The 25,801-nt window shown below is 63.5% G+C and carries 26 protein-coding genes; 6 read left to right on the top strand and 20 right to left on the bottom strand.

Annotation, left to right across the window (positions count from 1 at the left end):
- Positions 1-100: 100 nt before the first annotated feature.
- From VLR48_RS05680 to nudE, 11 genes are all read right to left on the bottom strand, one after another.
- Entirely contained in the window at positions 101-520 is a 420-nt protein-coding gene (locus VLR48_RS05680; protein ID WP_325290845.1) for a type II toxin-antitoxin system VapC family toxin, read from the bottom strand.
- Positions 517-762, bottom strand: a complete 246-nt coding sequence (locus tag VLR48_RS05675; RefSeq protein WP_325290844.1) for a type II toxin-antitoxin system Phd/YefM family antitoxin — start codon at positions 760-762, stop codon at positions 517-519. The genes VLR48_RS05680 and VLR48_RS05675 overlap by 4 nt, the downstream gene beginning before the upstream one ends.
- 140 nt (positions 763-902) lie before the next feature.
- Entirely contained in the window at positions 903-1,133 is a 231-nt protein-coding gene (locus tag VLR48_RS05670) for a ribbon-helix-helix protein, CopG family (RefSeq protein WP_325290843.1), read from the bottom strand.
- 72 nt (positions 1,134-1,205) lie between these two features.
- The gene (locus VLR48_RS05665; protein ID WP_325290842.1) at positions 1,206-4,445 is read right to left on the bottom strand and encodes a DUF1156 domain-containing protein; all 3,240 of its coding nucleotides are present in this window, start codon (positions 4,443-4,445) and stop codon (positions 1,206-1,208) included.
- A 26-nt stretch (positions 4,446-4,471) separates the two neighbouring features.
- Positions 4,472-4,939: a hypothetical protein gene (locus tag VLR48_RS05660; protein ID WP_325290841.1), complete on the bottom strand. Its 468-nt coding sequence runs from the start codon at positions 4,937-4,939 to the stop codon at positions 4,472-4,474.
- Positions 4,893-5,489, bottom strand: coding sequence for a hypothetical protein (locus tag VLR48_RS05655; protein WP_325290840.1), 597 nt, complete (start codon positions 5,487-5,489; stop codon positions 4,893-4,895). The genes VLR48_RS05660 and VLR48_RS05655 overlap by 47 nt, the downstream gene beginning before the upstream one ends.
- A gap of 16 nt (positions 5,490-5,505) precedes the next feature.
- A complete protein-coding gene (locus VLR48_RS05650) occupies positions 5,506-6,321 on the bottom strand; it encodes a TIGR04255 family protein (protein ID WP_325290839.1) in 816 nt (271 codons plus the stop codon).
- Positions 6,322-6,458: 137 nt separating this feature from the next.
- The gene (locus VLR48_RS05645; protein ID WP_325290838.1) at positions 6,459-7,082 is read right to left on the bottom strand and encodes a DUF7680 family protein; all 624 of its coding nucleotides are present in this window, start codon (positions 7,080-7,082) and stop codon (positions 6,459-6,461) included.
- A 9-nt stretch (positions 7,083-7,091) separates the two neighbouring features.
- Positions 7,092-10,349, bottom strand: a complete 3,258-nt coding sequence (locus VLR48_RS05640; RefSeq protein WP_325290837.1) for an ATP-binding protein — start codon at positions 10,347-10,349, stop codon at positions 7,092-7,094.
- Positions 10,350-10,524: 175 nt separating this feature from the next.
- On the bottom strand, positions 10,525-11,571 hold the full coding sequence (locus VLR48_RS05635) for a thioredoxin family protein (RefSeq protein ID WP_325290836.1): 1,047 nt from the start codon (positions 11,569-11,571) through the stop codon (positions 10,525-10,527).
- 75 nt (positions 11,572-11,646) lie between these two features.
- A complete protein-coding gene (gene nudE, locus VLR48_RS05630; protein ID WP_325290835.1) occupies positions 11,647-12,192 on the bottom strand; it encodes an ADP compounds hydrolase NudE in 546 nt (181 codons plus the stop codon).
- A gap of 69 nt (positions 12,193-12,261) precedes the next feature.
- On the opposite strand from nudE, the gene yrfG reads away from it, so the two are divergent.
- The gene (yrfG, locus tag VLR48_RS05625; protein WP_325290834.1) at positions 12,262-12,927 is read left to right on the top strand and encodes a GMP/IMP nucleotidase; all 666 of its coding nucleotides are present in this window, start codon (positions 12,262-12,264) and stop codon (positions 12,925-12,927) included.
- A gap of 42 nt (positions 12,928-12,969) precedes the next feature.
- Here the strand turns inward: yrfG and VLR48_RS05620 are convergent, their stop codons facing one another.
- Positions 12,970-14,589: a DEAD/DEAH box helicase gene (locus tag VLR48_RS05620; protein WP_325290833.1), complete on the bottom strand. Its 1,620-nt coding sequence runs from the start codon at positions 14,587-14,589 to the stop codon at positions 12,970-12,972.
- Positions 14,590-14,821: 232 nt separating this feature from the next.
- Between VLR48_RS05620 and trxA the strand changes: the two genes are divergently transcribed.
- The 3 genes from trxA to VLR48_RS05605 all read left to right on the top strand — a co-directional run bounded on the left by trxA (position 14,822) and on the right by VLR48_RS05605 (position 17,937).
- Positions 14,822-15,148, top strand: coding sequence for a thioredoxin TrxA (gene trxA / locus VLR48_RS05615; protein WP_007192251.1), 327 nt, complete (start codon positions 14,822-14,824; stop codon positions 15,146-15,148).
- Between the two features lie 220 nt (positions 15,149-15,368).
- Entirely contained in the window at positions 15,369-16,625 is a 1,257-nt protein-coding gene (gene rho / locus VLR48_RS05610) for a transcription termination factor Rho (protein WP_093189321.1), read from the top strand.
- Between the two features lie 193 nt (positions 16,626-16,818).
- On the top strand, positions 16,819-17,937 hold the full coding sequence (locus VLR48_RS05605; protein ID WP_325290832.1) for a hypothetical protein: 1,119 nt from the start codon (positions 16,819-16,821) through the stop codon (positions 17,935-17,937).
- Here VLR48_RS05605 and VLR48_RS05600 read toward each other — a convergent pair.
- Positions 17,883-18,479 (bottom strand): CIA30 family protein, encoded by a 597-nt coding sequence (locus VLR48_RS05600; RefSeq protein ID WP_325290831.1) that lies wholly within the window; start codon positions 18,477-18,479, stop codon positions 17,883-17,885. The two genes, VLR48_RS05605 and VLR48_RS05600, sit on opposite strands and share 55 nt — an antisense overlap.
- A 100-nt stretch (positions 18,480-18,579) precedes the next feature.
- On the opposite strand from VLR48_RS05600, the gene VLR48_RS05595 reads away from it, so the two are divergent.
- Together VLR48_RS05595 and VLR48_RS05590 are read left to right on the top strand one after the other, a co-directional pair.
- Positions 18,580-19,071, top strand: a complete 492-nt coding sequence (locus VLR48_RS05595; RefSeq protein ID WP_325290830.1) for a DUF192 domain-containing protein — start codon at positions 18,580-18,582, stop codon at positions 19,069-19,071.
- A 74-nt stretch (positions 19,072-19,145) separates the two neighbouring features.
- Positions 19,146-19,385: a hypothetical protein gene (locus tag VLR48_RS05590; protein WP_325290829.1), complete on the top strand. Its 240-nt coding sequence runs from the start codon at positions 19,146-19,148 to the stop codon at positions 19,383-19,385.
- 148 nt (positions 19,386-19,533) lie between these two features.
- Here VLR48_RS05590 and hisC read toward each other — a convergent pair whose 3' ends face one another.
- The 7 genes from hisC to mlaD all read right to left on the bottom strand — a co-directional run bounded on the left by hisC (position 19,534) and on the right by mlaD (position 25,797).
- On the bottom strand, positions 19,534-20,610 hold the full coding sequence (hisC, locus tag VLR48_RS05585) for a histidinol-phosphate transaminase (protein WP_325290828.1): 1,077 nt from the start codon (positions 20,608-20,610) through the stop codon (positions 19,534-19,536).
- 154 nt (positions 20,611-20,764) lie between these two features.
- Complete coding sequence (gene hisD, locus VLR48_RS05580) at positions 20,765-22,093, bottom strand: histidinol dehydrogenase (RefSeq protein WP_325290827.1); 1,329 nt, start codon at positions 22,091-22,093, stop codon at positions 20,765-20,767.
- 6 nt (positions 22,094-22,099) lie between these two features.
- Complete coding sequence (hisG, locus tag VLR48_RS05575) at positions 22,100-22,786, bottom strand: ATP phosphoribosyltransferase (RefSeq protein WP_325290826.1); 687 nt, start codon at positions 22,784-22,786, stop codon at positions 22,100-22,102.
- 31 nt (positions 22,787-22,817) lie between these two features.
- Complete coding sequence (murA, locus tag VLR48_RS05570; RefSeq protein ID WP_325290825.1) at positions 22,818-24,098, bottom strand: UDP-N-acetylglucosamine 1-carboxyvinyltransferase; 1,281 nt, start codon at positions 24,096-24,098, stop codon at positions 22,818-22,820.
- Positions 24,099-24,404: 306 nt separating this feature from the next.
- Positions 24,405-24,719 (bottom strand): STAS domain-containing protein, encoded by a 315-nt coding sequence (locus VLR48_RS05565; RefSeq protein ID WP_325290824.1) that lies wholly within the window; start codon positions 24,717-24,719, stop codon positions 24,405-24,407.
- The gene (locus VLR48_RS05560; RefSeq protein ID WP_325290823.1) at positions 24,716-25,333 is read right to left on the bottom strand and encodes an ABC transporter substrate-binding protein; all 618 of its coding nucleotides are present in this window, start codon (positions 25,331-25,333) and stop codon (positions 24,716-24,718) included. The genes VLR48_RS05565 and VLR48_RS05560 overlap by 4 nt, the downstream gene beginning before the upstream one ends.
- A complete protein-coding gene (mlaD, locus tag VLR48_RS05555; protein WP_325290822.1) occupies positions 25,333-25,797 on the bottom strand; it encodes an outer membrane lipid asymmetry maintenance protein MlaD in 465 nt (154 codons plus the stop codon). The genes VLR48_RS05560 and mlaD overlap by 1 nt, the downstream gene beginning before the upstream one ends.
- Positions 25,798-25,801: the final 4 nt, after the last annotated feature.

Below are 25,801 nucleotides of genomic sequence, written 5' to 3'. Positions count from 1 at the left end.
CCGGATTGGCAATCGCCGTCATGCGCTCTCGCGTTGCACGGCAATCGATGGCAGGTCGTGCGGGTCACTATCGGACTGTCCGCAGCCCTGCTGCACGCGATCAACTCCAGGGATTGAGCAGCTTGACGCCCGTTCGCATGAAATCATCGGTGTTCCGGGTCACCAAAATCAGGTCGCGATTCATGGCAACCGCGGCAATCAGCGTATCCATCTGCGGGAGCGGCGCCCCCGCTTTGAGTGCCGATCCGATCATCCGACCCCAACGCTGCAGGTCTTCGAGCTCCAGCGGGAGGATGCGCTCTCGAAAGCGGGGCACCAAACGCGATTGCAGCCAAACCTCCAACGCCCGCTGACGTTTGCCCTGCGGCATCCAGGCGATGCCTTTTTCGATTTCACCGATCGTCACGACGCTGATCACCATTGCCTGCTCGTCGCCATGCGACAGCCAACGCAGGACACCGGGGTTCACCTCGTCCTTGGCAAACTCCGACACGACATTGGTGTCGAGGAGGAACCTCACAGGTCCAGATCCCGCTCAAGATCCTGGTCGCGTTGGATGCGGATGCCGCTCCGACGCAAGGGCGAGTGCAGCAGGAAATCCGCCAGCGTGTCGGAGGGGGACTGCAACCGACGGTATTCCTCAATGGAAACGACCACGGCGGTCTCTTCACCGTTGGCGGTGATCACCTGCGGCCCTGCGCGCAGCGCCTCCTCGACCACTTGATTCAAGCGATCCTGTTGTTCTTGAAGCGGCCAGTTCATGGATGCCTCCTGTGGTTCGTCAATCTCGCAGATCACCCGGTCGTCCCCGATACCATAGCACCACAAATCACTCGGGGAGCCGGTCGATGTCTTGCCGGTACTGCGTGGATTATCGCTTTGGAAAGATCCCGGGATGGGTCCTAGTCCTCGCCACGCTGTCCGGCTGCCTGACTCAGCAACCCGAGCCCCCTCTCGGCTTTTCCCTGTCCCCGTCGAGCTCGGGTACGAAAGCGGGCCTCGGCGTCCGACTCCGCAACCATCAGGGCCGCCATCTCATCGAAGAGCCGATCGATACTGGTGCCGCGCACGCGCGCGATTTCGTCGAGGCGCCGGTAGGTCTCGTCGGGTAAGCGGACTGTCACTGAGGTCATGTCTGCAGCTCCTTCAGGAAGTCCTCGGGGCTGACCGCCCGCAATGAGGGAAAGCGCAGCTCCAGACAACTCTCACCGCCCAAGCCCGTAGAGTGCGGCACGCGCCTGCTTTTTCAGATCCGGATCACGCGCTTCCGCTGCCCAGACCTCCAGGAGGTCGAGAATACGCTCGCCGCTCTCGGCGGCGTGCGTTTGAAGGTAGGCGCGAGCAACCGGGATATCGCCTTCGCGATAGGCCGCGATCAGGCCCTGCAGACGATCCCAATCGGTCTGCGGGGCGCTCAGACGTGCGTTGTGGCGCTCCTCCGGCAGGGCCAAACGGAGCTTGGAGCCGGCGCGGACCAGCGGGGCCTGGTAGCCCTCGGCACCCTTGACACGGCCGCGGGTACCGACGGCTTGGTTGATGCCGATCTCCCGGTCCTGGACACGGTAGCCTGCGGACTTGCCGTCCAAGGCGATCCCCAGCGAGCGGGAGAGGTTCAGGATGTCGTCGTAGGCGATCTCGGCCAGCTCCCAGATCCCGAAGATGGTCAGCGCCATGGCGGTCTCGCTGTCCAGATCCTCGACCCGAACCTTGCCCTTGGTGATCTGACTGACCCGTCCCTGCGAGACCACGCGGCTCGCCTCGTTCATCGCCTTGACGGGGCTGACCAGCTCGTCGCCATCCTGCACCGGCCAGTGGGAGGAGAGGACCTGGAGGGCCTTGCCGTAGCTCGCGACCATCTCGTCGACCGGGTTGAGGCGCAGCGGCTCGAAGTCCTCGAGCCCTCGGCGCACCGCCGATTCGATCCGGTGACGGATGCCGGTTTGGCCGAAGGCGCTCTCCCAGATGGCGGTCTCGTCGCTCCGAGAGGGGCGCTTGCGGCAGGAGATGAAGATGGAGCTGGCAGCGGCGGCGAGGTCCTTTTGGTGCATCGAGTTCTCGCCCTCGGACTCCACCGGGAAACAGGCGGTGATGACCCACCCGGCATCGATCAGGGCGCGCGTCAGGGTCTCCCAGGCATCCTGGGACTTGTGGTTGAACATGAGCGTAAAGAGACCCTCGTCCTTCAGCGTTCGTCGGCACTCGCGGAAGATCTCGCCCATCATGCGCTCGTAGGTCGTCTTGGCTCCGTCCGGTCCGCCGTCGCGAAAGGGGTTGGCGACGGCTTCGGCCTTCTTGTCGGTCAGGCGTCGGTTGTAGACGCCGGGATAGAGATCGCGCAAGGTGCGGCGCTGCCAGATGTAAAAGAAGTCGGACAGCTCCGCGTACTGGACGTTGTTGTAGTAGGGCGGATCCATACAGACGAGGTCCACCGAGTCGTCGGGAACCTGCGGGATGTGCGCCCCCGTGCCGTTCAGGATGGTGACCGGTGGCTGCCCACCGGTACCGTCATGTGCGGGTGTCATGAGCTCCGCCATGCCTTTGTAGGCATCGAGAACCTGTGACAAACCCCAGGCAGCGCCAGAGCTTGGGCCCGAAAAGATCATCTCGCCGAAGGTCCATTTCAACGAAAAGTCATGACGCCCGAACGTGCCTTTAACAACGCCCCGCGTAAACTCCCAGCGGGTTTGACGGCTGTTGTAGTCGAGCCCTTTATCGATCGCGAATTGCAGATAGGTCACTACGGCCCGACCGCGTTCAGGCCCCAACTCCGCGAGTATCTGTGGTTTGAGCTGGACCAAGGTTTCGATCAGGGTCAGATGACCGAGCAACTGACGCGCGGTAAACATGTCGAGCCAGTGGGTGATGCCGTAGCGCAGCAGCCCATCGCGCTGGTCGCGGCGGTGCCCGGGCGGGATCTCCTCGGTCGGAATCAGCCCCGCGTTGTCCCACGCGTCCCAACGTTCCCTTAGGCGGCGCTGCGCTTCCGCCAAGGCGTCGAAATCGCGCTGGTTCGGCGTACGGAAATAGCGAATCTTTCGGGTCTTGATCTCGCCCTTGCGGGCACCCGAGGTAAAGCGCAAAGGCTGGCCTTGGCTGTCGAGCTTGGGCTCCAGTCGCACCGCGACCACGGCGTAGAGCCGGTCCTGCCAGCCATCGGGGCAATCGGCCATCGGCGTTGGGTGCTTGGCCGAGGCACGGGCCTGACGCTTGATCTCGTCGCCATCGATCGCCTGTTTGCAGTGCACACATTGGCCGGTTCCACGATTGACGGTCGCGGCATTCGGATCCTCGCTGTTCGGTCCGCGCCCGTGCTTGACCCGATAGGTCTCGAAGCGGACCTTTCCGTTCTCCGGGATAACACGCACGCCCCAAGGATCGCCGGCTTCCTTGGACAGCCAGCAGGTGTTGAGTAAAGGCGTCTCTCCTCCGCAGTGGGGACAGGTCACTTGGCGGCACGAAATCAGCCCGGTGTGGTCGTGCTCAATGGCGAAGTCGTCGACCAACTTCGGACATCTCGTGAGATGCCGTTTTAGGATGCTCAGTTCGTCCTCCGGAATCGGGGAGAAGGGCGATACATCGGCCATTTCCGCTTCGACCCGGGCCAGCAGCGACTTCCCAAAACGTTCGATATCCGAGGCCAATCCAATCCCGTATCGCGCTGGATAATCCAGCGTTGCATAGAGGATCGAGGTTGCGACCGGATTCAGCTCATTGGCGATGACCCGATATCCGAGTCTGAGTGCTTCAAAGGGGATCGAACCGCCGCCTGATGTGGGATCAAGTACCGTCAGCGCTTTCTCACGGTAGGGAACAGGGTTCGCAAAAGCGCGCTGATAGGCATACAGGTCTTCGCCTTCCCATCTCAGTTCACCACCGAGAGATGCCTTGATTGCGGGTGACTTGGCGAAATCGATTCGTTGGTTGACATGGGCAGGATCCCCAGGCACGCGTCGGGTCGACAAGGCTTCGCCTTCGGCTGGCCATGGCATCGGCAGGTGCCGGCTCTCCTCTACCCAGCGGACCAGGATCGGTTCGGCTCGCAGATCGGGTTGCTCGTCGCGCAGACGCGAAATCAGCTCGCGATTCTTCTCGCGGCGTTGCTGTTCCTGCTCCAACGCACGCAGAACCGCCTTGTCGACCCGCAGCACCTTCCGTCCATCCCGCCATTCGATCCGCTCCAAGAGTTTTCCGGTCAGCGTCCAGGGCTCACCATGTACCAACGCCTGGACCCGCTCGATGCCGAGCTGGCGAACGAAGGTGTCGGGGTCAGTCCCGGCGGGCAGCAGGGACGCCAGGATGGCCGCGCGACTCGGGGTTAGGGGGCGACGCGCCCACCAGACATGCAGGCGGTTCACCGGCGGCTGGAGCCCGACGCTCTGCTCCCGCTGCGTCTCCGCCCCGACTTGGTGACAGGGAAACCCGGCCTCGATCAGGCGTTCGTCCATCGTCGATGAATCCCTATAGCTGCGTATCAATGGCCGGCGGAGAAGTCCTCGCCGGTCCAAGTATCGGATTCGGGGTCCGGATCGGGAAAATATTGGGAAGCCTCAACCAACCGTTTGAGGCGCTCATTGAACTCGGGTGGCGGCGGCTCGTTCTTTGGCAAAATCTGGTCGTGAATGATGTCGGCGTGGCCTAAATACGCCGCACGGCTGTCTTTGACGTCTGACCCGCACTCCCGAACAGAATAGGCCGTAAGGACGGCGAAACCCTTAAACGTCCCCGAGAGAGTTATTGCCTTCGAGCGAACCTTACAGGCGCCAGCGTTCAAGGCGACAAGACGGTTGACAGAAACATCCTGACGACCGCTTGGTGCCTTGAATGCGGACGGCTTGAGTTTTCCGCTCTTATTGATGTAGTTAGGGAAGAAGATTGCACGGGCCAGCCGTTCTTTATCCGTAATAATGAGCGGGAGTGAATCCGGGTCCTCGTCCTCCACTGAACGCGAAGTCTTCACATAATGGTTGCGTCTGTGTGAGATCAGGGAACATTGAGTCAAGAGCCATAGCCACAAAATTCGGAATACTCGTGTCAAAGGTACCCTCTTCCATCTTAGTTCCTGTACGAGACTCCCAGAAAGTGCTGAAGCGTGTCGCACCTAACTCCAAGGACAAAGCCTGATCCTCGGTCTCCCAATCGAGCGTCAAGGTACCGTTGGGATTAGGGGTAATCTCCGGCGATGGAATACCAGCCGGTAATGCAGTGAGAACGCAGCGGGTATTGGCCATGCAGCGAGCAGCAATGGGTTCGGCACCATATGCATCCCAGTTTGGCGCAAGTCTCGAAAGTTCATCCAGGAGCGACCAGCAGGCGGCATGGTCGCGGGGTTGGGTGAGCGTTGAGGCGGTCTCCCGCGGAGAATATTGAAACGGGATTGGTTGCCGCTGACTCTCGGTGATGACCTGATATTCACGAATCGATGGTACTACACTGATCTCGGTCGCGATTTCCATCTGGTTGATTGCAATCGGAAACATGATCATAATCATCATTACCTCCTATGCTTTATGCCTGCCGGATGGGGTCCATCCGATCGCGAATATTTGAGGTAAGTTTCTCGAACCAGCTGTGGATAGCTGTGTGGGCTGCGTCGAGTGGCGCAAGTACTGCAGCCGTTGCCACTGGAATGTTGCCGCTCACCACATAGCTCATATCCATAACCGTGTCAGTGCTCGACCGATTGCCCAGCCGCCCTGCGGCAACCTGAAACGTCATATTCGCGTTCTGGTCGCCATCGATAGGCAACTGAACCGCCAGCGTTGGGTAGATCCGACCCGCGTCGGAGGCTAGCTCGATCAATCCATCCGGTAGTCCGATACTGATGCCAAGATCATCGCGGATGAACGCATAATTCGATGCTCCAGCACGAAGCTCAGTATCAAAAAGATCAATATAACGAAGTGCAACGCGGGAAAATGTCGTTGGTGGTTCGTCGGTGGGTTTGGTGTCTACCAGTGCCGCAAAAGCCTTCTCCACCTGGGGACGCAAGGCGGCCCAAGACCGATAGTTGGGAGGGCCGGCGTTGACGGTAAATATCCCGTGACCGAGTTGAACGATAGGAAATCGGTCCTCGGCAAGGCTGTAGCGGTAGAGCGGTTGATGTGCCAAGAGAAACATGTCGTGGGGGACAAGTCGCTCTAAGTTGTGGAAGCCTTGTGCGCGCAAACGCTCCGTAAGCCTTTGGAACCAAAGGTCGAAAGCTGCTGATTGACCACCCACGATGGGCGGGCCGCCAGTCGTCCCGATCGTTGCTACGGGCCACTGTACCTCGACGATCAACTCGACGAGAGGTGCCTTGTTGTAAGTGACAGTCTGCTCCATCGAGCGGTCCCATTTTGGTTTTCTTAGCTTCTGTGATGGCGTCGACAAGGATCATATTGCATTGTAGACAACCACGAGTTGCGCGTCGCCATGCGCATTTTTACTAGCCCCGACACCCCGACGAGTTGCCGGTGCAGTCAGGCCACAAGCTTCAGCCGCTCCAGCATTTCCTGAACGCCCTTGTCCTCGGCATGCCCGCCCAGCATGGTCCGTAGCCCGGAGAGTGCCCAGCGGTTGGCGATCGGTCCGAAGCTGGTGGTCCGCGACAGCCAGTAGGCGGCCTCTTCGCGGGTAAATTGACGGACGCGATGCGCGATCAGCTCCACCCGGTCCAGATTTTGGATGCGGTCCTGCAGGCGAAAGATCAGGGCGAGCTTGGCGCCGGCCTCTTCGTCCAACGGCAGGTTGCCGCGCAGGCGCAGGCCCTCGGCCGTGAGATAGCGCGACAGTTCCAGCGGGATGCCGGCCGCGTCGACGACACCCTCGACCACGCGACGCAGGATCGGCAGACAACGGTGCAGCGGCTCGCCATGGAGGCTGCCGCGCTCGATCAGGATCGGACGGGCGCGGCGGCGCTGGCCATCCGTCCCCCTGGATGCCTCCTCCTGATCCCGGTATTGGCGTTCCTTCACGACGAGGACCGGAATCGGCGTGTCGCGCCATTCGGTGATGCGCAGCACGAAGGGCGCCTTGGTGCTGAGCGGGGTGAGTCGCTCCGCATGATGCTTGATGAGATCAAGCGATGTTGTTTTCTTGGCCATGGATAGCGATCAGTAGACCTCGTCTATGCCGAGCTCGGCGATGAGCTTGCAGCCTGGTTGGGGTTCCGCGATGACGATCTGGACCTCGGTCTCCGCGTCCTGTGTCGTCAGCTCCATCGCCGGATTGAGCAACTCGTCGAGGGCGAGCACGTCCTCGGGCGACAGCGCGTTGAACTGGAGTGCGATGCGCCCGCCCGCAGGGAGCTTGAGTCCATTGATTTCCAAGATATCGATGGTGGAGACGCCCCCTTTTTGGTAGATCTCGGCGAGCCGTTTGAGCAACGGCAAGACCTTCTTCCGCGCCTTCTCGCCGCTCAAGGCAATGGTCTCGTCCTTTTTGATCCAGCCGCGGATAAATGCCTCGGCCCTGGTCACGATCTTGTCGTCCGGCTCAACGGCTTCCATCACCCACGCGTTGGCGCCCCGCAGCACGCCTGGATCGAGCCCGGGATCCTTGTCGGGTGCATGGACATACAGCTGGTTGGCTTTGACCAGCTCGTCGATAGCCTTGGACACGTCCTGGATCGAGATCACACCGTGGGTCTCGGCCACCGCCGCAGCGACCTCGGTCACGGAGCCATAACCGGCCTGCTGACTGGCCTCCTGGACCCATTTGCGGATCTGGGCACTGTCGGGTTTATCCACCGCGGTCCAGCCGCGTAGCTTGGCACCCTGCGGGGTGACCAGGCTCCAGCCCGGCTCGGTCAGTTCAAGCTGCAGGGGCAGCTCGCCGGTCTCGCGGGCGTGGAAATCGGCCGGCTTCTCCGCATCGGCCGAGCCCATGCGGAACAAACACCAGGCACCGTGACCGACCCCGGCGCGGATCAGACTCTCGAAGACGCCTTTGTCCTCCAGGACCGGCCAGTCGCGACGACAGGCAAAGGCACTGCGTAGGTCGTCGAGTGTCCGGTAGTCCTTGGACGGGGTGAAGAACAGCTTGGCGGCAGCGCTGGCGGTCGAGCCGGTGACGGCCATCTCGGCGATGACGAGCTTGCCCTCGGTGATGAGGACGGCGCGGATGCTCTCGATGACCGAGGCACCGCCTTCGCCGCCGGCGGTGCTGATCTCGCGACGAACGACCTTGCCGCCTTGGGCCGAGAACCACAGGTTGCGGTACGCCTGAGTGACAACGGTCAACAGGGCCTGCTCGCGCTCCTTGGTGTCGCGGTTGAACGCCTCGTCGCTCAAGGCGGATTCCGACAACCCATAGGCGGACGGATTGTGCTTGAGCGTGCGGCGTGCAAGGACATCGATGGCGATGCCGTTCAGGCGCTCGCTCAGTTCCAGAGCGCGGGTCGCCGCATTGTCCAGCATGTCGTCGCCGGACCTGTATTCATCCTTGACCTTGACCGTCTCGGGCAGCAGGAGAAACACCAGATTCTGATGTTGGCGTGGTTTGTTGAGGCCCGCTTGGGTGATGAAGTCCTCGGGTTTGACCGGCGGGCTACCCAGGGCGATCAGCGCCAAGGTGGCCTTCGCACCTTTGTCCGGGATGCGTTCCGGAAGCTCCACCTCGGGCAGGATCTCGAAGCTCAGTGCGCCGGGCTTGACGACCTTGCGCGAGGTCTCGTTGAGGAGATCGGTCACGCGCGTGTTGCCGCGCAACGCCCGCCGAATGTCGGCCAGGACGCGGTTGATCGACACGCCGGTGCTCGCGTAATAGCGTCCCTCGGTCTCCGAGTACCGCAGGTAATAGGCATGGGAGCGCAGTGCATCCAGGGCCGTCTCGACCTGTGGCGGGGTCATGCCGGGAAAGGCGGTCGCGAACAGCGCGTCCTGCTTGGCGATACCGAAGACGTTGGAGGCAAGCCCGTCGCCGAACCCCGCCAGGCTGTGCAGGAACACGGTCTTCCAGGCGTATTCGTGGAGGGGGAAACCGTCCGGGTGCGCGTTGGCGCGATCGGCCAGGGCGGCGTTGCTGTCCTCCGCCTTGAGATCGCCGCTGTCGGGACCGCCGATGTCAGCGTTGACGATCGGCATCAACTCGGCGCTGTCGGTACGGCTGACCAACTCGTCGGCGAGGCGCGGGTCACGCAGATCCAGATGACAGGCGTGGATCATCGGCGCCGCGGCCTGCCGACGCCAGAGGTTGGCGACCGACAGGGCGAGGATGCGCAGCACGCCGCGGGTACCCTGGAAGGTCTCGACGGTGGCGAGCTTCTCGGTGAGGAAGTCGATCAGGGTGGGATGGAAGGGGTAATGGGCGATCAAACGCTCCCGGTAGGACTCCTGGCGGGCCTGCTCGGGCAGCAGCATGGCGGTGCGCCGGTACATCTCCATGTAGGCATCGGCCGTCGTGGCGGCGCCCTGCGGGTCGATGTTCTCGAAGAGGCGCCGCGCGAGGACGCGCGAGATTTCCTGACCGCGCATCGGGGTGACGGTGGTCTCGTCGCGCGCGCTGACCTTGCGCACCTCACCGTAGGCGCGATCGGCGATCCCGAGCGAGTCGGCGGCGCTGATCTGCTCGCCTTTGGCCTTGGAAACCAGGTCGGTGAGGATGGATGTCTGGCGGGCAAAGGCATCCTTCTGGCTGGCCAGCGTGATGACCACGGACAGCCCGATATGCTCTTTGGCGTACTGAAACAGGGACATCAGGAAGGTCGCCACGCTGCTGCCGCCGCCGGCACGCGCCGCTTCCACGCGGGTCGCGTAGGCGGCCAACTCGTCGAGCATGATCAGAACCTTGCGATCCTTGAAAACGACGTCGAAATACTCGTCGGCGGGAGAGCCGAAGGAGCTCGCGCTCGGACCGATCGCCTGGTAGAGCGCCTCGCCGCCGATCTGGAAGGCTATCTCGCCCCACAGGGTATAGGGAACCAGCCGCGCCCCGTGGGTCTCGTGGATCGCCACCCGATCGCCCGCGATCCCGACCACCGTGATCTCGCCCGGGGCAAGCAGAAGGTCCGGATCGATCACATCGCGGGCGATATCGGCGAGATCGGTCCCCTGAAAGGCCAGATGAGTGGCCCCGATTAGAATGTGCGTCTTGCCGCCACCGAAGGCGCGTTCCATGCGCTGGATCGCCGGGTAGGTCGCGTCGTTCCCGCCGAGGCGTCCGAAGCAGTTGCGCAGCACCAGCCGCATCCCCTCCGTGGGGTAGGTCGCCTCGCCGAAGAAGGCCCGCGCGTCCGTGTAGACGTTCTGCACCACATCGGGCTCGCCCCGATAGTGGTCGATCACCTGCATCAGGTTGGCGGTGAAGATCTCCGGGTTGAGTGTGCCGGCGAGGAGATCCTTGCGGGGCCGGCAACATTCCAAAATCGACATCTGTTCCCTCCGAAACGGCAATTGGCGCTGTTCGTGTGCCTATGGACATTCTTTCGTACTTCGGTTGCGTCTGCACGGCAACGTAACTCCATCTTGCACCGCGTCGACGCCGACGCCCGGAGGGATTTACGAGGCAGAGGCGTCCATGTCACGCCGGACGCGGTTCAACCGCGGTTCAAAGCGCCTCCGACAGCCGCCACTCCCCGAAGCTCTCGGTCAAGTACGCCTTGCTGCTGATGTAGTTCAGGACGTTGCGCAGTCGGTAGAAGCGCACGACCGAATCGACGCGCAGCAGCTCCTTGCCGCGCTCGTCGAAAAAAAGGATCGACGGGGCATAGAAGAGCCCGAGCTGTTCGGCCCACGCGCGTGCCGTGGTGCGCTCGCCGGAGGGCGTGACGACGGGTGTGTCGGACCACATGTCGAGCTGGACGCTGTCGAAGTTGCCGAAATAGCCCGTGATCGCGGGCTCCTTCAGGGCTTGGCCGTGCAGCACGTCGCAGGCGTGACAATCGCCCTGCTCGAAGAAGACGGCGAGCGGGCGCTCGCTCGGGAAGCGCCGATCCAGGTTGTAGGGGGGCTTCGCGAAGAAGGGCTGCTCGTTCAGGTCCTCCGGCTCGAACACCATCCGGTTCTCGCCGCGGGCGAGATAGTCCCGAAAGGTCTCGCGCGCATAGTGCCCGTCGGCGACATATTCGAGCGCGGCTCGGAACTGATAGGGCGGATAGTAGCCGCGCAAGCGCAGGGCGAGCTTGCCCTCGGCGTCGTAGAAGAGCAGAGAGGGGGTGAAATTGGTGTCCTCGCGGACGGAGAACTCGCGCTCGGTCATCACCTCCCCGTCGATCGTCGTGACCTCCTCGACACCCCAAACATCAATGGCGACCAGATCGAAGTGGCGCTGGGTGTACTCGAGGATGTCGGAGAGACCGAAATTCTCGTTCAGGAGCTTGTGGCAGTAAGCACAATGTTTCTGGCCGAAATAGACGATAAGCCCTTGTTTTTCCTCGGCGATCGCCTCTTCGAGATCGCTTGGAAGATCGAGGAAACCCGTCTTGAACCAATCCGGATGCTCGAGCAGATCCTCGCGCGGGAAGTCGTCGAAGCTGTAGACGGAATCGTCCGCCGGCGACATGTCTTGAGCCTTCGCGCCGTCGATAGCCGTCGGGGAGCCTGCGAGGAGCCCCAGTGCGAAGACGAAGGCGAAGGCTGCGGGCAAACGAAACATGCGTGATCTCCGTTGGGGGTTTAAACCGCGTCCAGAGTGAAACGCGTCGGGTGACCGGATTCGGCATCGTCTCGGTCAGGACTCGCGACCCATGACGCGTAGGGCGATGAACAGGGCCGCGACCGATCGTGCCTCGTTGAAATCCTCGCGGGCAAGCAGCTCGTCGATCGCGTCGAGCCTCCAAGGCACCACCTCGATCGGCTCCGGCTCGTCGCCGGGGAGTGACTTGGGATAGAGGTCACGCGCCAGCACGATGAGACTATGATGCTCGATGTAGCCGGGCACCAGCGAGACCCGCTTGATCATCCGCAGATCACGCGCACCGTAGCCGATCTCCTCCTGGATCTCGCGATCGGCAGCGGCCAAAGGATCCTCGCCGGCCTCCACGACGCCCTTGGGCAGACCGAGCTCGTAGCAGTCGCTGCCGGCACCGTACTCGCGGATCAGGAGCACCGTCTCGGGGTCGAGCATGGGAACGATCATGACCGAATCCGTCCCGCCGGGCACGCGCTCGAAGGTGCGTCGCGCGCCGTTCGCAAACTCCAGATCAACCTCTTCCACCCGGAACAAGCGGCTCTGGGCGACGATGCGCCGATCCAGTATTTTCGGTTTGCGAAGCATGAACGAAACTCCGATGGGTCAAGTCGCTGCGAAGCGACGCTGGAACAACGAGGCAACAAGGGGTATGGCATGATCGATTGGCACCGGATCGACACCGTCTTCCTGGACATGGACGGCACCCTGCTCGATCTGCACTTCGACAATCATTTTTGGCTCGAGCATGTCCCCACGCGCTATGCCCAAGCCCGCGGGCTCGCGCCCGAGATCGCCAAGGCCGAGCTGCTCGCCCGCTATCGGGATATCGAGGGCACCCTCGAGTGGTATTGCGTCGACTACTGGAGCCGGGAGCTGGGTCTGGATATCGCCCTGCTCAAGCAGGAGGTCGAGCATCTGATCGCGGTCCATCCGCACGTGCTCGACTTTCTGGAGGCGCTCGAACGACGCGGCAAGCGGCGCGTCCTGGTCACCAACGCGCATCAAAAGGCGCTCGCGCTCAAGCTCTCGCGGACCCGGCTCGGCGGACACTTCGAGCGGATTATCTGCTCGCATGACCTGCGGGTCGCCAAGGAGGCGCCGGGTTTTTGGTCGCTGGTGCACGCGATCGAGCCCTTCGATGTGGAGCGGACACTCTTCGTCGACGACAGCACGCGCGTCTTGCAGGCGGCGCGCGACTTCGGGTTTCGCTGGCTGATGGCGGTCGTCGAGCCCGACTCGAGGGCTCCGAGAGGCGAGGTCGCCGACTTTCCGGCGATCGCTCACTTCGGCGATCTGCTTCCGAGTCTGCATTCGGACTGATGCACGCAGGGGCAGCAGGGGCACGGAGCGCGGCGACGCCGCTTAATCGACCGGCTCGGGTGCCGGAGAAGACGTCGCCGGATTCGCGCCGGCTGCATCCGGCTTCTTGGACCGACGCCGGCGGCGGCGTTTCTTCGGTTCTCCCGTCGGGGTCTCCGAGGTTCCGACATCCGCGCGCGGCGCACCCGCTGCCGGGCCGGAGGACACCGGTGCCGCGGTCACTGCAGACGGGTCCGTCAGTGCAGCGATCTCGGGCTGTTTCCGGGGTGCGGCGACAGGGGTGTCGGCCCGAACCTCCGCGGAGTCCGCCCTCGGCTGCGCCTCTGACCGGGATGGCGACCGGGATGGCGAGCGCCGCTCCCCGCCCGCGCGAGGACGGCGCTCGCCGCGCCCGGCACCGGCTCCGCCACTGCCGCCTCGGGGCGCGCGTGCAGGCCGCGCCTCGCACCGATCCTCGCGATCCGGACGCATCCGGCTGCGCGGATTCACCTCGGCGAGCAGCGCCGGATCGACCGGCTCCACCGGGATCTTCGCCCCGATGAATGTCTCGATGTCCGGCAGGCAGAAGGCATAGGTCTCGCAGACGAAGCCGATCGCATCCCCGGCGGCACCGGCCCGCGCGGTCCGCCCGATGCGGTGAACATAGTCCTCCGGGTCCTCGGGCAGATCGTAGTTCACGACATGGGTCACGTCCGGGATGTGCAGGCCGCGCGCGGCCACGTCGGTGCCGACCAGCACGGGGAGCTTGCCGTCGGTGAAATCCTTCAGGAGCTTCAGGCGTTTCTTCTGGGGAACGTCCCCGGAGAGCACCGCGGTGTTGATGCCGTTGCCCTGGAGAAACCCCCAGACCCGATCGGCCTCGCGTTTGGTGTTGACGAAGACCATGATGCGCGCATCGTCCCAGCCGCGGACCAGGCCGAGCAGCAAGGCGATCTTCTCCTCGTTGGAGGTCATGTAGCAGCATTGGCGCACGCGATCGGCCGTGATGGTCTCGGTCTCGATCTTCACGAGCTGCGGGTGGTTCATGTGCTCGTAGGCCAGCTCGGTGACACGATACGAGAGTGTCGCCGAGAAGAGGAGTCCCTGACGGTTCTCCGGCGGCGGCATGCGTCGGAGCAGGAAGCGGATATCCTTGATGAATCCGAGGTCGAACATGCGGTCGGCCTCGTCGAGCACGACCGCCTCGATCGCCTGCAGATCGAAGACCTTTTGCTTGAAATAGTCGATCAGGCGCCCAGGTGTGCCGATGAGGATATCGACGCCGCCGGCAACCTGATCGCGCTGCTCCTGATAGCCCGCGCCGCCGTAGACCACGGCGATGCGCAAACCCGTATGCTTGGCAAGGAGCTCGGTATCCCGATGGATCTGAACGGCAAGCTCGAGGGTCGGGGCGAGGATCAGTGCCCGCGGACGCGCGATCCGCTCGGACGGCGGCGCAGGATTGGTCAGCAGACGCTGCATCAGGACGATCAAAAAGGCGGCGGTCTTGCCCGTACCGGTCTGGGCCTGACCGGCGACGTCCCGGCCGGACAGCGCAATCGGCAGGGTTTGTTCCTGGATCGGGGTGCAGCGGGTAAAGCCCGCGTCGTCGAGTCCGTCGATGATCCGTTGATCGAGCGCGAAGCTGTCGAAGCGGGTCGAAGTGAGGTGTTTGTCGGTCATGACGTGGGGAGTCCCTGGTGCTACGCGCCTCGCGGATTGGGCAAGGCTTGCAAATTCTCTTCGCTTTGGATCAAATAGCATCTTACTCAAGGGCACATTTCAACGCCAATTCGCCCGCCTGCTCCTCGACCCGTTCGCGCCGCGCCCCAGCGACCCCGCTCCGCCGTCATCCGCCGAACGTGATATCGAAACAACCGCCCGTGCCGCAACCACCCTATGGGAGATCACTTCAGTGAGCGATAGCATCGTCCATGTGACCGATGATTCATTCGAAGACGAGGTTTTGAAATCCCTCGAACCCGTGCTCGTGGACTACTGGGCCGACTGGTGCGGACCCTGCAAGATGATCGCCCCCGTACTCGACGAGATCGCCGGGGAGTACGCGGGCCGCATCAAGGTCGCGAAGCTCAACATCGACGAGAACCCCAACACCCCGCCACGTTACGGTATTCGCGGCATCCCGACCCTGATGCTGTTCCGTCAGGGCGAGGTCGAAGCCACCAAGGTCGGCGCGGTGTCCAAATCGCAATTGACGGCTTTCATCGACAGCAACCTTTAAAGGCCACCGGCGACGGCATCCGGTTCAATCTCCCGACCGCCCCCGCGGACCGGAACCGACACCGGCACCCATGGCCACCGAACGACACTTCCGAGGGGCCGCCGCCAAGGCGCCCCGTCCCCGTAAAGCGACCACCCCCAACCGCGTTCCCCCGCAACACGGGCCCTGCCCCGGGGCGTTGCCGAACACCCCCTCACCTCCGCCGACGACAAACAATGTGATGAACCTAACCGAATTGAAGAAAGCGCCCGTACCCGAGCTGGTCGCACTCGCCCAGTCCATGGAGATCGAAGGCGTCGGGCGGTCGCGCAAACAGGACCTGATCTTCGCCATCCTCAAGGCGCAGGCCAAACGAGGCGAGGACATCTACGGCGACGGGGTACTCGAGATCCTCACCGACGGCTTCGGCTTCCTGAGATCCGCGGACGCCTCCTATCTCGCCGGGCCGGACGACATCTATGTCTCCCCCAGCCAGATCCGCCGCTTCGCACTGCGAACCGGCGACACCATCTCCGGGAAGATCCGCCCACCCAAGGACGGCGAGCGCTATTTCGCGCTGCTCAAGGTCAACGACATCAACTTCGACCGGCCCGAGAACGCCAAGTCCAAGATCCTCTTCGAGAATTTCACGCCGCTGTTCGCCAACAAGCGGCTCACCCTCGAGATCGGCAACGGCAGCACCGAGGACATCACGGCGCGCACCATCGATCTGGTGGCCCCCATCGGCAAGGGCCAGCGGGGGCTCATCGTCTCGCCGCCCAAGGCCGGCAAGACCATGATGTTGCAGAACATCGCCCAATCGATCGGCCACAATCATCCGGATTGCTACCTGATCGTGCTGCTGATCGACGAGCGCCCGGAAGAGGTCACCGAGATGGCCCGCTCGGTCCGCGGCGAGGTCATCTCCTCCACCTTCGACGAGCCCGCGACGCGGCATGTGCAGGTCGCCGAGATGGTCATCGAGAAGGCCAAGCGTCTGGTCGAGCACAAGCGCGACGTCGTCATCCTGCTCGACTCCATCACGCGACTGGCGCGCGCCTACAACACGGTCGTACCCTCCTCCGGCAAGGTTCTGACCGGCGGTGTCGATGCCAACGCACTGCAGCGCCCCAAGCGCTTCTTCGGTGCCGCGCGCAACGTCGAGGAAGGCGGCAGCCTGACCATCCTGGCGACCGCGCTGGTGGACACCGGCTCGCGCATGGACGACGTCATCTACGAAGAGTTCAAGGGCACCGGCAACATGGAGATCCACATGGATCGCCGCATCGCCGAGCGCCGCATCTTCCCGGCCATCAACATCAACCGCTCCGGCACCCGCCGCGAGGAACTGCTGATGAGCCCGGCCGATCTGCAAAAAATGTGGATCCTGCGCAAGATCCTGCATCCGATGGACGAGCTGGCTGCGATGGAATTCCTGCACGACAAGCTCAAGGCGACCAAGACCAACGACGAGTTCTTCTCTTCCATGAAGGGTTAAACCGCGTCTCGGTGCAACATGCATCGCTCCGAGTCAGTCCGCCGGCCGTGCGCACGCCAACAAGCAACGCAGTTGACGCGGTTTAAGTCTCGCTTTTATTTATTTCTAAACCGCGTCCGACTCGGATCTTCCGGTTTCCACCCGACGGCAATTCCAGACTCGGCTTCAAGGTTCACTCAGGACGCGGTTTAGCATGTACGCACCGAAGCCGATGCGTCCGCTTTGGCCGCCGCGGCTCAAGCGGGACAAACCCCCGAAGCCCAAACGCACCGAGGACACCCGGCGTCAGCCGCGAATCCCGCTCACGCATCATGAGATCCTGGCCCTTGCGGAGCCCTTCACGCGTCGCGGACGACATGTCGATCTTGCGGGGAGCGACCGACTGGCGCGCCGTATCCTCTTTCGACCAACCGAGCATTCCGACACGCCGGATCATCCGGGCGCACTCACGGAGACGCTCGTCCTTGAAAACCCGGGTCGTCAACACTTCCGACTGATCCGGACACTGACCGACGCGACGGGGCGAGTCGCGACCCTGCGCAGCGACGGGCCGGACCCGAAGGTCCTGATCGAGCGGGTCGATGCGGTTGATCCGAGGCGTCAGTTCCCGACGCTCGGCGGCGTTTGCGTGGCTTGCAGCTATCGGGTCGAGACTGATCCGGACGCCGATGGCGGCTCGAACGGGAAGGCGCGTCTCGTCCTCCTACGCGCCTCGACGGACCTCGACGGAATCGGGGTCGAGCTGGACGCACAGGTCGGGCATGGGATGCCTGCCGAGATCCGGCTCCTTCCGACCCCGCAGCGGACGATCAATCCACCTGAGGATCTGCTGGCGGTCTTGGGATGGGCGTGGCGGTCTTTAGATCCGTTCGGCGGAGGGTGGCGTGCTCGGCTGCGCATTCCCGCTGCCGAGCCGGCACGCACGCCGGATGTCGAGGCCAAACTCGCACGGACCCTGGGGCACCTCGTCGCGACACTCGGCGCGCCGCCCGCGCACTTTCACCGCACCTGGCTGCGGCAGCGCTGGTCCGCGCTGGCGAGACGCACGCTCGGACTCATGACGATCGCCGGCCTTTTGGCCATCGGTCCGGGGATCCTGCTGTTCGGTGCCCCGGAGGGCTCGCCGCTGCGCCTCTTGTCGTTCGTGATACCCGCGTTCCTGATCCTCATCCTGATCGCGCGACACGAGTCGCCGAGCTTGAAGATCCCGCCGTTACCGCGGCCTTTGCCCGGAAACGCCTGGGGTTCCGAGCCGGCTCACCGAGACGGACTCCCCGAGGTAGGTCGTCGGGACCCATCCGTCTCGCGATAGAAACCGACCTCGGCGATACAGACATCGGCGTGAAACACGCGACCGATGCCGAGGACCCCGAGCTTGGTCAGTCGACGGGTATCGAGCCGCTGGACCAGCCGATGCGGCTCGAAGGATTCGAAGGGCAGATAGACCTCGCGCCATTCGGGTCCGGCGACAAAGGTGGCGCGATAGGATTGCCAAGGCAAAAGGGTCGCCGTGGATTTGAGATGAAGGTTGTAGACCTCGCGGTTGCCGTGCACCAGGAGCCGAACCCCGTCGAAGGCGCTCGCATCCAACCCGGTCTCGGGACCGCCCGGCGGTGTCAGGTCCAACATCGCCTGTACGAAACCGCCGTTGTTCGCTAGGCTGACCTCCCCGGCGAGACAAAGCGCCTGCCGCCCGTCGACCACTCGGCGCACGATGGCCCCCTCCGAGCGCCCGCCCATCACCTGATCGGTCACGGCACGCCAAGGCGTACCCAGCGCAGAGAGTCCGTCCGGGCGTGAGAAATCATCGATCAGGCCCTCGTCCGCGAGGGATGGATTGAGGATGGCAAGCATGAGCAGCAACCCCGCGATAATGGAACCGAAAGAGCGACCTTGATACATTGGCTGACTGAAAGATAGGTGATTCCCGACATCACGCAACCTGGATGCCCCCATGATCGACCGAGTGAGAAACCTGATTCTCATCGTCCCGGCCGCCGCTGCGGCACTCTGGTTGTCCATGAACATCGCGATGGGCGATGCCCCGGCGACCGAGCCCCAATACCTGCCGATCTCGGCCAAGGCCGAGGTGGGCTCGGAAACCATTCTCTTGGAGGTCGCACGCACGCCGCAGGAGCGCGCACGGGGACTCATGTTCAGACCGGCCCTTGCGGAGGATCGCGGGATGCTGTTCCCTGCCGATCCTTCGCGTCCGATCCGAATGTGGATGAAGAACGTCCCGGTCCCGCTCGACCTCGTCTTCATGTACGAAGGTCGGGTCGTGGCATTGGCAGAGCAGGTCCCGCCCTGCCTCGAGGCGTCCTGCCCGAGCTACGGCCCCTTCAAGCGAGCGGTCGATCAGGTGCTCGAGCTGCGGGCGGGGCGCGCCGCCGAGTTGGGACTAAAAACGGGTGATCGGATCCGCGTCATACACACGGACTCATAATCCCGGGCGCAGCATTTTTTCATCGGTGGGCATTCCGCCGGACACGACTTTTTAGTGGCCGGTTAAGCGGGTTCGTGCAGATCGAGCCGCCGCTCGATCCGCCCAAGGCGCCCCTCGATTTGATCCATGCGTTGGTGCGCAATGGCGTTGTCGCCGTGCAAACCGGCGACTTGGGATTCGAGCGACGACAAGCGAAGCTTGATGGTGCTCGTATCTTCGGCCATCTGATCGATTCGTGCCCGAATGTGCCGCAGGTGTTCCAGAATAAGGTTCTCGACATGATCGGTCATCGGGTTCCTCCGATCCGGTTTTGATGAATCATTCGATCACGAGGGTATCGTCGGCGACCCGCAATGTCTTTGCGAGATCCCGGGTTCTCGCCGACGCCGCACGCAATACCTCGCAAGTCAGATGCTTGCGCCGACAGTCCGCCGTAGTAGGGCCAAGGCCTTGCCACGCACCCTAAAGCAGTCTGGTCAAGACACCGAGAAAGGCCGCGTTCTCCTCGGCCCGACCGACCGTCACCCGCAGACACTCATCCAGCATGGGGTGCGCGCCGTTGAGGTTCTTGATCAAGATACCCTGATCCTTCAGCCCCTTGAAGATGGTGTCGGCGCGATCCTCGGCGACACGCAACAAGATGAAATTGGCCTCGCTCGGATAGGCGTGGACGCCGTTCAGGGTCGCGAGCGCGCTCTGGAGACGCTGACGTTCCGCCCGAATCATCCGTGCCTGCTCATCGAGGAGTGGCTTGTGCTTTAGGGCAAAGGCCGCGGATGCCTGGGTCAAGACATTGATGTTGTACGGCAGGCGCACCTTGTCGATCTGCTCGAGCCAGTCCGGCGGACCGACCAGATACCCCAGCCGGATCCCGGCCAGCCCCATCTTCGAGACGGTGCGCATGACCAAGAGGTTCTGCCAGTCGCCGAGGAGCCCCAGGAAACTGCAATCCGTGAAGGGCGCATAGGCCTCGTCGACGATGACCAGGCCGGGCGCCGCCTCGATGATGCGCACCATGTCGTCGGCATCGAAGCGATTGCCGGTCGGGTTGTTCGGATAGGCCAGATAGACCAATGCCGGCTGCTCGCGCTCGATAGCGTCGAGCGTCGCCGGCAGATCGATCGAGAAGTCGTCCGGGCGCAGGGGCACGCCGACATAGTCCATGCCGGCGAAGCGGGCAATCATGCGGTACATGACGAAGCCCGGATCCAGCGACAGGACCTTGCGTCCGGGCTGCGCGACGGCGATGGCGAGCATCTGGATTAGCTCGTCGGAGCCGTTACCCAGGAGCAACCCCATGTCCGCCGGGATACTCATCGCCTCGCGCAAGGCCGTCTGGACCGCCGTACCCTGCGGATCCGGATAGCGGTTCAGGGCGACCTCATGCAGGACCTCGAGCCACTCGGACTTGAGTGCCTCCGGCCAACCGTAGGGGTTCTCCATGGCATCGAGCTTCACCAGTCCCGCCGGGTCCGGGACGTGATAGGCCGTCAGTGAACGGATATCGGGACGAATGAGCTGGCTGATCAGGTCATGCATGGGCGTCTCGCGAAAGTCCTAGTGCAGCGCGGCAGATGTGTCGAGATCGTTCGTTGTCGTTGTCGTTGTCGTTGTCGTAATCGTGGTCTTATCGATGATCGATTACGACAACGAGGATGAACTCGGACGGTCTCGGAATCTCTGCACTGCTCCACTAGGCTGAACCAGGCTCGACCGGCGACTGCGCCTCGCCGCGATATTCCGCCGAGCGTGCATGTGCGGTGAGCCCCTCCCCCCGAGCCAAAACGGAAGCGGTCTTGGCCAACTCTGCCGCACCGGCGGCCGAGGCCATGATAAGGCTGGATCGCTTCTGGAAGTCGTAGACCCCCAGCGGGGACGAAAACCGCGCCGTGCGCGAGGTCGGCAAGACATGGTTCGGCCCGGCGCAATAGTCGCCGACCGCCTCGGCGGTGTAGCGCCCCATGAAGATGGCGCCGGCGTGACGGATCCGGCCCACGATGGCCTGCGGGTCTTCGACCGACAGCTCCAGATGCTCGGGCGCGATCCGGTTGGCGACGGCGACGGCATCCTCCAGGTCGCGCGCTTGGATCATGGCCCCGCGTCCGCGCAATGCGGTCGCGATGATGGTCTCGCGCTCCATGGTCGGGAGCAGCCGTTCGACACTCGCTGCGACCCGATCCAGGAAGTCCGTATCCCAGCTCACCAGGATGGATTGGGCGTCCTCGTCGTGCTCGGCCTGCGAGAAGAGGTCCATCGCGATCCAGTCCGGATCCGTCCGGCCGTCGCAGACCACCAGGATCTCCGAGGGGCCGGCGACCATGTCGATGCCGACCTGCCCGAAGACGACGCGTTTGGCCGTGGCCACGTAGATGTTGCCGGGTCCGACGATCTTGTCCACACCCGGAACGGTTTCGGTCCCGAAGGCAAGCGCCGCCACCGCCTGCGCCCCGCCCACGGCGAAGGCGCGATCCGTTCCGGAGATATGGGCCGCCGCCAGGACCAGCTCGTTGAGCTCCCCGTCGGGCGTGGGCACGACCATGATCAGCTCGCCGACACCGGCGACCTTGGCGGGGATGGCGTTCATCAGGACCGAGGAGGGATAGGCCGCCTTGCCGCCCGGAACATAGAGCCCGACACGATCCAGCGGCGTGACCTGCTGACCCAGCAGGGTGCCGTCGGCCTCGGTGTAGCTCCAGCTCTCGAGCCTTTGGTGCTCGGCATAGGCGCGGATGCGTGCGCCGGCTGTCTGCAGGGCCTCGCGCTGCGCCGCCGGGATGCGTCCCCACGCCGCTTCTAATCGCGCCCGCGGGATCTCCAGATCGGCGGCGCAGGCGGGTGTCCAACGATCGAAGCGCGTCGTGTAGTCGAGCAACGCGGCATCGCCGCGCGTGCGCAGGTCGCGGATGATGTCGGCGACCGTCTGCTGGACCCGATCGTCCGAGACCGAATCCCAGGCGAGCAGGCCGTCCAAGTCGGCATGGAAGTCAGGGTCGGTCGTCGAGAGACGTCTCATGGCGTTCATGGATGCTCAGCTCCCCGGCCCGCGCGTCCGGTCCGTTTGTGTCGGTGTCGATCGGCCTGCGACGGCCTCGCGCAGCGCGTCCAGCAAGGACGTCACCGCGGCATGTTTCATCTTCCAGGAGGCCTTGTTGACCACCAGGCGCGAGCTGATGTCGGCGATATGCTCGAGCGGAACGAGCCCGTTGGCCTTCAAGGTGTTGCCGCTCTCCACCAGATCGACGATGCGATCGGACAGATGGACCAGGGGTGCGAGCTCCATCGAGCCGTAGAGCTTGATGATCTCGACCTGCTCGCCCTTGGAGGCGTAGTAGCGCTCGGCGCTTTTGACATACTTGGTCGCGATACGCAGCCGCCGCGTCGTCGGCGCCGCCACGTCCGGCAGACCGGCGACCATCAGACTACAGCGCGCGATACCGAGGTCGAGCGGCTCGTAGAGTCCTTCGCCGCCGTGCTCGAGCAGCACGTCCTTGCCCGAGACGCCCAGATCCGCCGCGCCGTACTGGACATAGGTCGGCACGTCGCTCGCGCGGATGATGAGAAAGCGCACGTGCGCCATGTTGGTTTCGAGGATCAGCTTGCGGCTGGTCTCGGGGTCGTCGACCGGCTCGATCCCGGCATGCGCCAGGAGCGGCAGGGTCTCGTCGAAGATCCGGCCCTTGGAGAGCGCGATGGTAAGCGGCGTGTCGAGACTCATGATGTCGCTGTCCTGTAGCTGCGAGTAGCCCCTATCGGCTCGTACCTGTGCCGGCGCCCGGGATTCGGCGAATCGCCGCACCCAGGTCCGAGAGCTTTGCCTCGATGTTGTCATAACCGCGGTCGAGGTGATAGATGCGGTCGATCAGCGTCTCGCCCGACGCGACCAGCCCGGCCAGCACCAGACCGGCGGAGGCGCGCAGATCCGTGGCCATGACGGGCGCGGCGGTCAGACGCTCGACACCTCGACAGATGGCGACATTGCCCTCGATACGGATGTCCGCGCCCATGCGCTGCAGCTCGAGCACATGCATGAAGCGGTTCTCGAAGATGGTCTCGGTGATGGTCCCGACCCCTTCGGCGATGCTGTTCAAGGCGCAGAACTGGGCCTGCATATCGGTCGGAAACGCGGGGTGCGGTGCCGTGTGGATGTCGACGGCGCGGGGGCGTCTGCCCTGCATGTCGAGTCGGATCGAATCCGTGCCGACCTCGATCTCGGCGCCGGCCTCGCGCAGCTTCTGGAGTACGGCATCCAGACAATCCGGACGGGTGTGGGTGACCGTGACACAGCCGCCGGTCATGGCCGCACCGACCAGGAAGGTCCCGGTCTCGATCCGATCGGGCATCACCTGGTAGCTGCCTCCGCCGAGACGCTCCAAGCCCTGCACATAAATCCGGTCGGTTCCCGCACCCTCGATCCGCGCACCTAAGGCGATCAGGAAATCGGCGAGATCGATCACCTCCGGCTCCCGTGCCGCATTCTCGATCACCGTCTCGCCATTCGCCAGGGTCGCGGCCATCAGCAGATTCTCGGTGCCCGTGACCGAAACCATATCCATCACCAGGCGCGCGCCATGCAGACGTTGCGCACGCGCACGGATGTAGCCGCCCTCCACGTGGATCTCCGCGCCCATGGCGCGCAGCCCGTCGATATGCAGGTTGACCGGCCGCGCGCCGATCGCACAGCCGCCGGGCAAGGAGACATCCGCCTGACCGTAGCGCGCGATCAGCGGCCCGAGCACCAGGATCGAGGCACGCATGGTCTTCACGAGCTCGTAGGGCGCGGCGAAGCTGGTCAGCTCGCGGGGTTGCACCTCGACACGACCGCCGTCTTGGAGCGACAAGGAGGCACCCATGCGCCCGAGCAGATCCAGGGTTGTTCTGATGTCGCGCAGACGCGGGATGTTGACGAGCGTCACCGGCGCATCGGCCAGGAGGGTGGCGGCGAGGATCGGCAAGGCCGCGTTCTTCGCGCCGGATGCCCGAACCTGACCCTGCAACGGGGTACCGCCAGTGATGAGAAGCTTATCCATGAAGACCTTAAACCGCGCACAGAGCGGTATGCCATGTTTTTGGATGGGGTCGGCCCCGGCAGACTTGACGACCGCCGGAGTTGGCGCGGTTTAAGATATTAAAAAATAGATCATTTTAAACCGCGTCCCCGCCAAAAGCGATGAAGACACAAAACGTCGAATTCACTTGAAAGTGAGCCTCTCGCTCCGGACTTTAACCGTTTCTTAGGAGATGAAGGCCCGGAAACGGTTGGGTTGATGTGATCGACGGCGGGACCGCGCAGGCGCGTCGACATCCGGGCAACGACACTCCTTGACACGGGAGCTTCAGCGACCGATGGCGGTTTCCATAGGCAAGAGTGCGGCGAGGTTCGACACGGCAGCGATCCGCACCAGCGAATCCGGCAGGTTCCGATAGGTCAGACGGGCGCCGCGTGCGCGGGCCAGGTCCAGCCATTCCAACAAGAGGGCGAGCCCCGCGCTGTTCGCGGACTCCACGCCGGCGAGGTCGATATCGACCAAGGCATCCCGTTTGAACAAGGTGACCCCGGCGACGGCGACACGGTTGACGGTCGAGAAGTCCAGCACGCCGCCGAGAGCGTAACGCCCCTCGCCGAGGGGCGTCAGACGCGCCTCCTTCATTCGCGGATCCGGGTGTTCATCTCGCCGAGCTTGGCGATCAGACCGTCGATCCCGCCTTGGCGGATCTCGTTGGAGAAGCTCGTGCGGTAGTTCCCGACCAGGCTGGCGTTGTTGATGACCACGTCGTAGACCTTCCAGCCTCCGGCGTTGTTGTGCATCCGGTAGTCCACCGGGATCGGCGCGGCACCGGGCGAGAGGATCTCGGTGGACACCGTCACGGAGGAGGGCTGGCGACCCGGCTTGATCGGCAGGTAGCGGATCTCCTCGCCCGCGTAGCTCAGGATCGAGCGCGCATAGGTGCGAATCAGGACCTGCTTGAAGCCGTTGACCAGTGCGCGCTGCTGCGACGGTGTCGCATCGCGCCAAGACTGACCGACCGCGCCTTGCGTGATGCGCTCGAAATCAAAATGCGGGGCGACACCGCTCTCGATCATCCCGAAGATGAGCGAAGGATCGCGGTCGACCTCCGAGCGACGCGCTTCGAGCGTCTTCAGCATATTCTCGGTGGTGCGCTTGACCAGGGCGGTCGCGTCGTCGGCATAGGCGAAGGACGCACTCGTCCAAAGCACGCCGAGCAGGGCTAACAAAAGGAAGAAGGAACGTCGATAGGGCATTAGTCGCCTCCGGCTTTACTGAATAGGAATTGTCCGATCATCTGCTCCAGGATCAGGGCCGACTGGGTGTGGGCGATCTCGTCGCCGTCGCGCAGATACTCCATGCTCCCGCCCGGCTCCAGGGCGATGTATTGCTCCCCGAGCAAACCGGCGGTGAAGATGTTCGCGAAGGTGTCGTCCGGGATGGTGTCCGTGGCCGCATCGATGCGCATGGTCACCACCGCCTCGTAGGTGTCTTTGTCGAAGCTCACCGCCTCGACGCGCCCGACCCGGACGCCCGCCATACTCACCGGCGACCGCGCCTTGAGACTGCCGACGTTGGAGAATCGTGCCGTCAATTGATAGCCGTCGCTGTTGACCGCCGCGCTCAGGTTGCTGACCTGCATCGCCAGGAAGAACAGGGCCACGAAGCCCACCGCCATGAAGAGGCCGACCAAGATCTCGATGCCGCGTTGTTTTCCCATACCC

This window comes from Thiocapsa sp. (genome assembly GCF_035467215.1).
In the GTDB taxonomy this organism is placed as follows: Bacteria; Pseudomonadota; Gammaproteobacteria; order Chromatiales; family Chromatiaceae; genus Thiocapsa.
Note: the sequence above shows the minus strand (reverse complement) of the source record. Positions and strands in the feature narration are given on the sequence as shown.

Coding starts and splice junctions, on each gene's coding strand:
- VLR48_RS05645 (WP_325290838.1), bottom strand. CDS start 7,082: ATGGCCAAGAAAACAACATCGCTTGATCTCATCAAGCATCATGCGGAG.
- hisD (WP_325290827.1), bottom strand. CDS start 22,093: ATGAACGCCATGAGACGTCTCTCGACGACCGACCCTGACTTCCATGCC.
- hisC (WP_325290828.1), bottom strand. CDS start 20,610: ATGCATGACCTGATCAGCCAGCTCATTCGTCCCGATATCCGTTCACTG.
- yrfG (WP_325290834.1), top strand. CDS start 12,262: ATGATCGATTGGCACCGGATCGACACCGTCTTCCTGGACATGGACGGC.
- VLR48_RS05600 (WP_325290831.1), bottom strand. CDS start 18,479: ATGCTTGCCATCCTCAATCCATCCCTCGCGGACGAGGGCCTGATCGAT.
- VLR48_RS05620 (WP_325290833.1), bottom strand. CDS start 14,589: ATGACCGACAAACACCTCACTTCGACCCGCTTCGACAGCTTCGCGCTC.
- VLR48_RS05595 (WP_325290830.1), top strand. CDS start 18,580: ATGATCGACCGAGTGAGAAACCTGATTCTCATCGTCCCGGCCGCCGCT.
- murA (WP_325290825.1), bottom strand. CDS start 24,098: ATGGATAAGCTTCTCATCACTGGCGGTACCCCGTTGCAGGGTCAGGTT.
- VLR48_RS05670 (WP_325290843.1), bottom strand. CDS start 1,133: ATGACCTCAGTGACAGTCCGCTTACCCGACGAGACCTACCGGCGCCTC.
- nudE (WP_325290835.1), bottom strand. CDS start 12,192: ATGCTTCGCAAACCGAAAATACTGGATCGGCGCATCGTCGCCCAGAGC.
- VLR48_RS05665 (WP_325290842.1), bottom strand. CDS start 4,445: ATGGACGAACGCCTGATCGAGGCCGGGTTTCCCTGTCACCAAGTCGGG.
- VLR48_RS05655 (WP_325290840.1), bottom strand. CDS start 5,489: ATGATTATGATCATGTTTCCGATTGCAATCAACCAGATGGAAATCGCG.
- VLR48_RS05640 (WP_325290837.1), bottom strand. CDS start 10,349: ATGTCGATTTTGGAATGTTGCCGGCCCCGCAAGGATCTCCTCGCCGGC.
- VLR48_RS05565 (WP_325290824.1), bottom strand. CDS start 24,719: ATGAAGGAGGCGCGTCTGACGCCCCTCGGCGAGGGGCGTTACGCTCTC.
- rho (WP_093189321.1), top strand. CDS start 15,369: ATGAACCTAACCGAATTGAAGAAAGCGCCCGTACCCGAGCTGGTCGCA.
- VLR48_RS05635 (WP_325290836.1), bottom strand. CDS start 11,571: ATGTTTCGTTTGCCCGCAGCCTTCGCCTTCGTCTTCGCACTGGGGCTC.
- mlaD (WP_325290822.1), bottom strand. CDS start 25,797: ATGGGAAAACAACGCGGCATCGAGATCTTGGTCGGCCTCTTCATGGCG.
- hisG (WP_325290826.1), bottom strand. CDS start 22,786: ATGAGTCTCGACACGCCGCTTACCATCGCGCTCTCCAAGGGCCGGATC.
- VLR48_RS05675 (WP_325290844.1), bottom strand. CDS start 762: ATGAACTGGCCGCTTCAAGAACAACAGGATCGCTTGAATCAAGTGGTC.
- VLR48_RS05650 (WP_325290839.1), bottom strand. CDS start 6,321: ATGGAGCAGACTGTCACTTACAACAAGGCACCTCTCGTCGAGTTGATC.
- VLR48_RS05560 (WP_325290823.1), bottom strand. CDS start 25,333: ATGCCCTATCGACGTTCCTTCTTCCTTTTGTTAGCCCTGCTCGGCGTG.
- VLR48_RS05605 (WP_325290832.1), top strand. CDS start 16,819: ATGTACGCACCGAAGCCGATGCGTCCGCTTTGGCCGCCGCGGCTCAAG.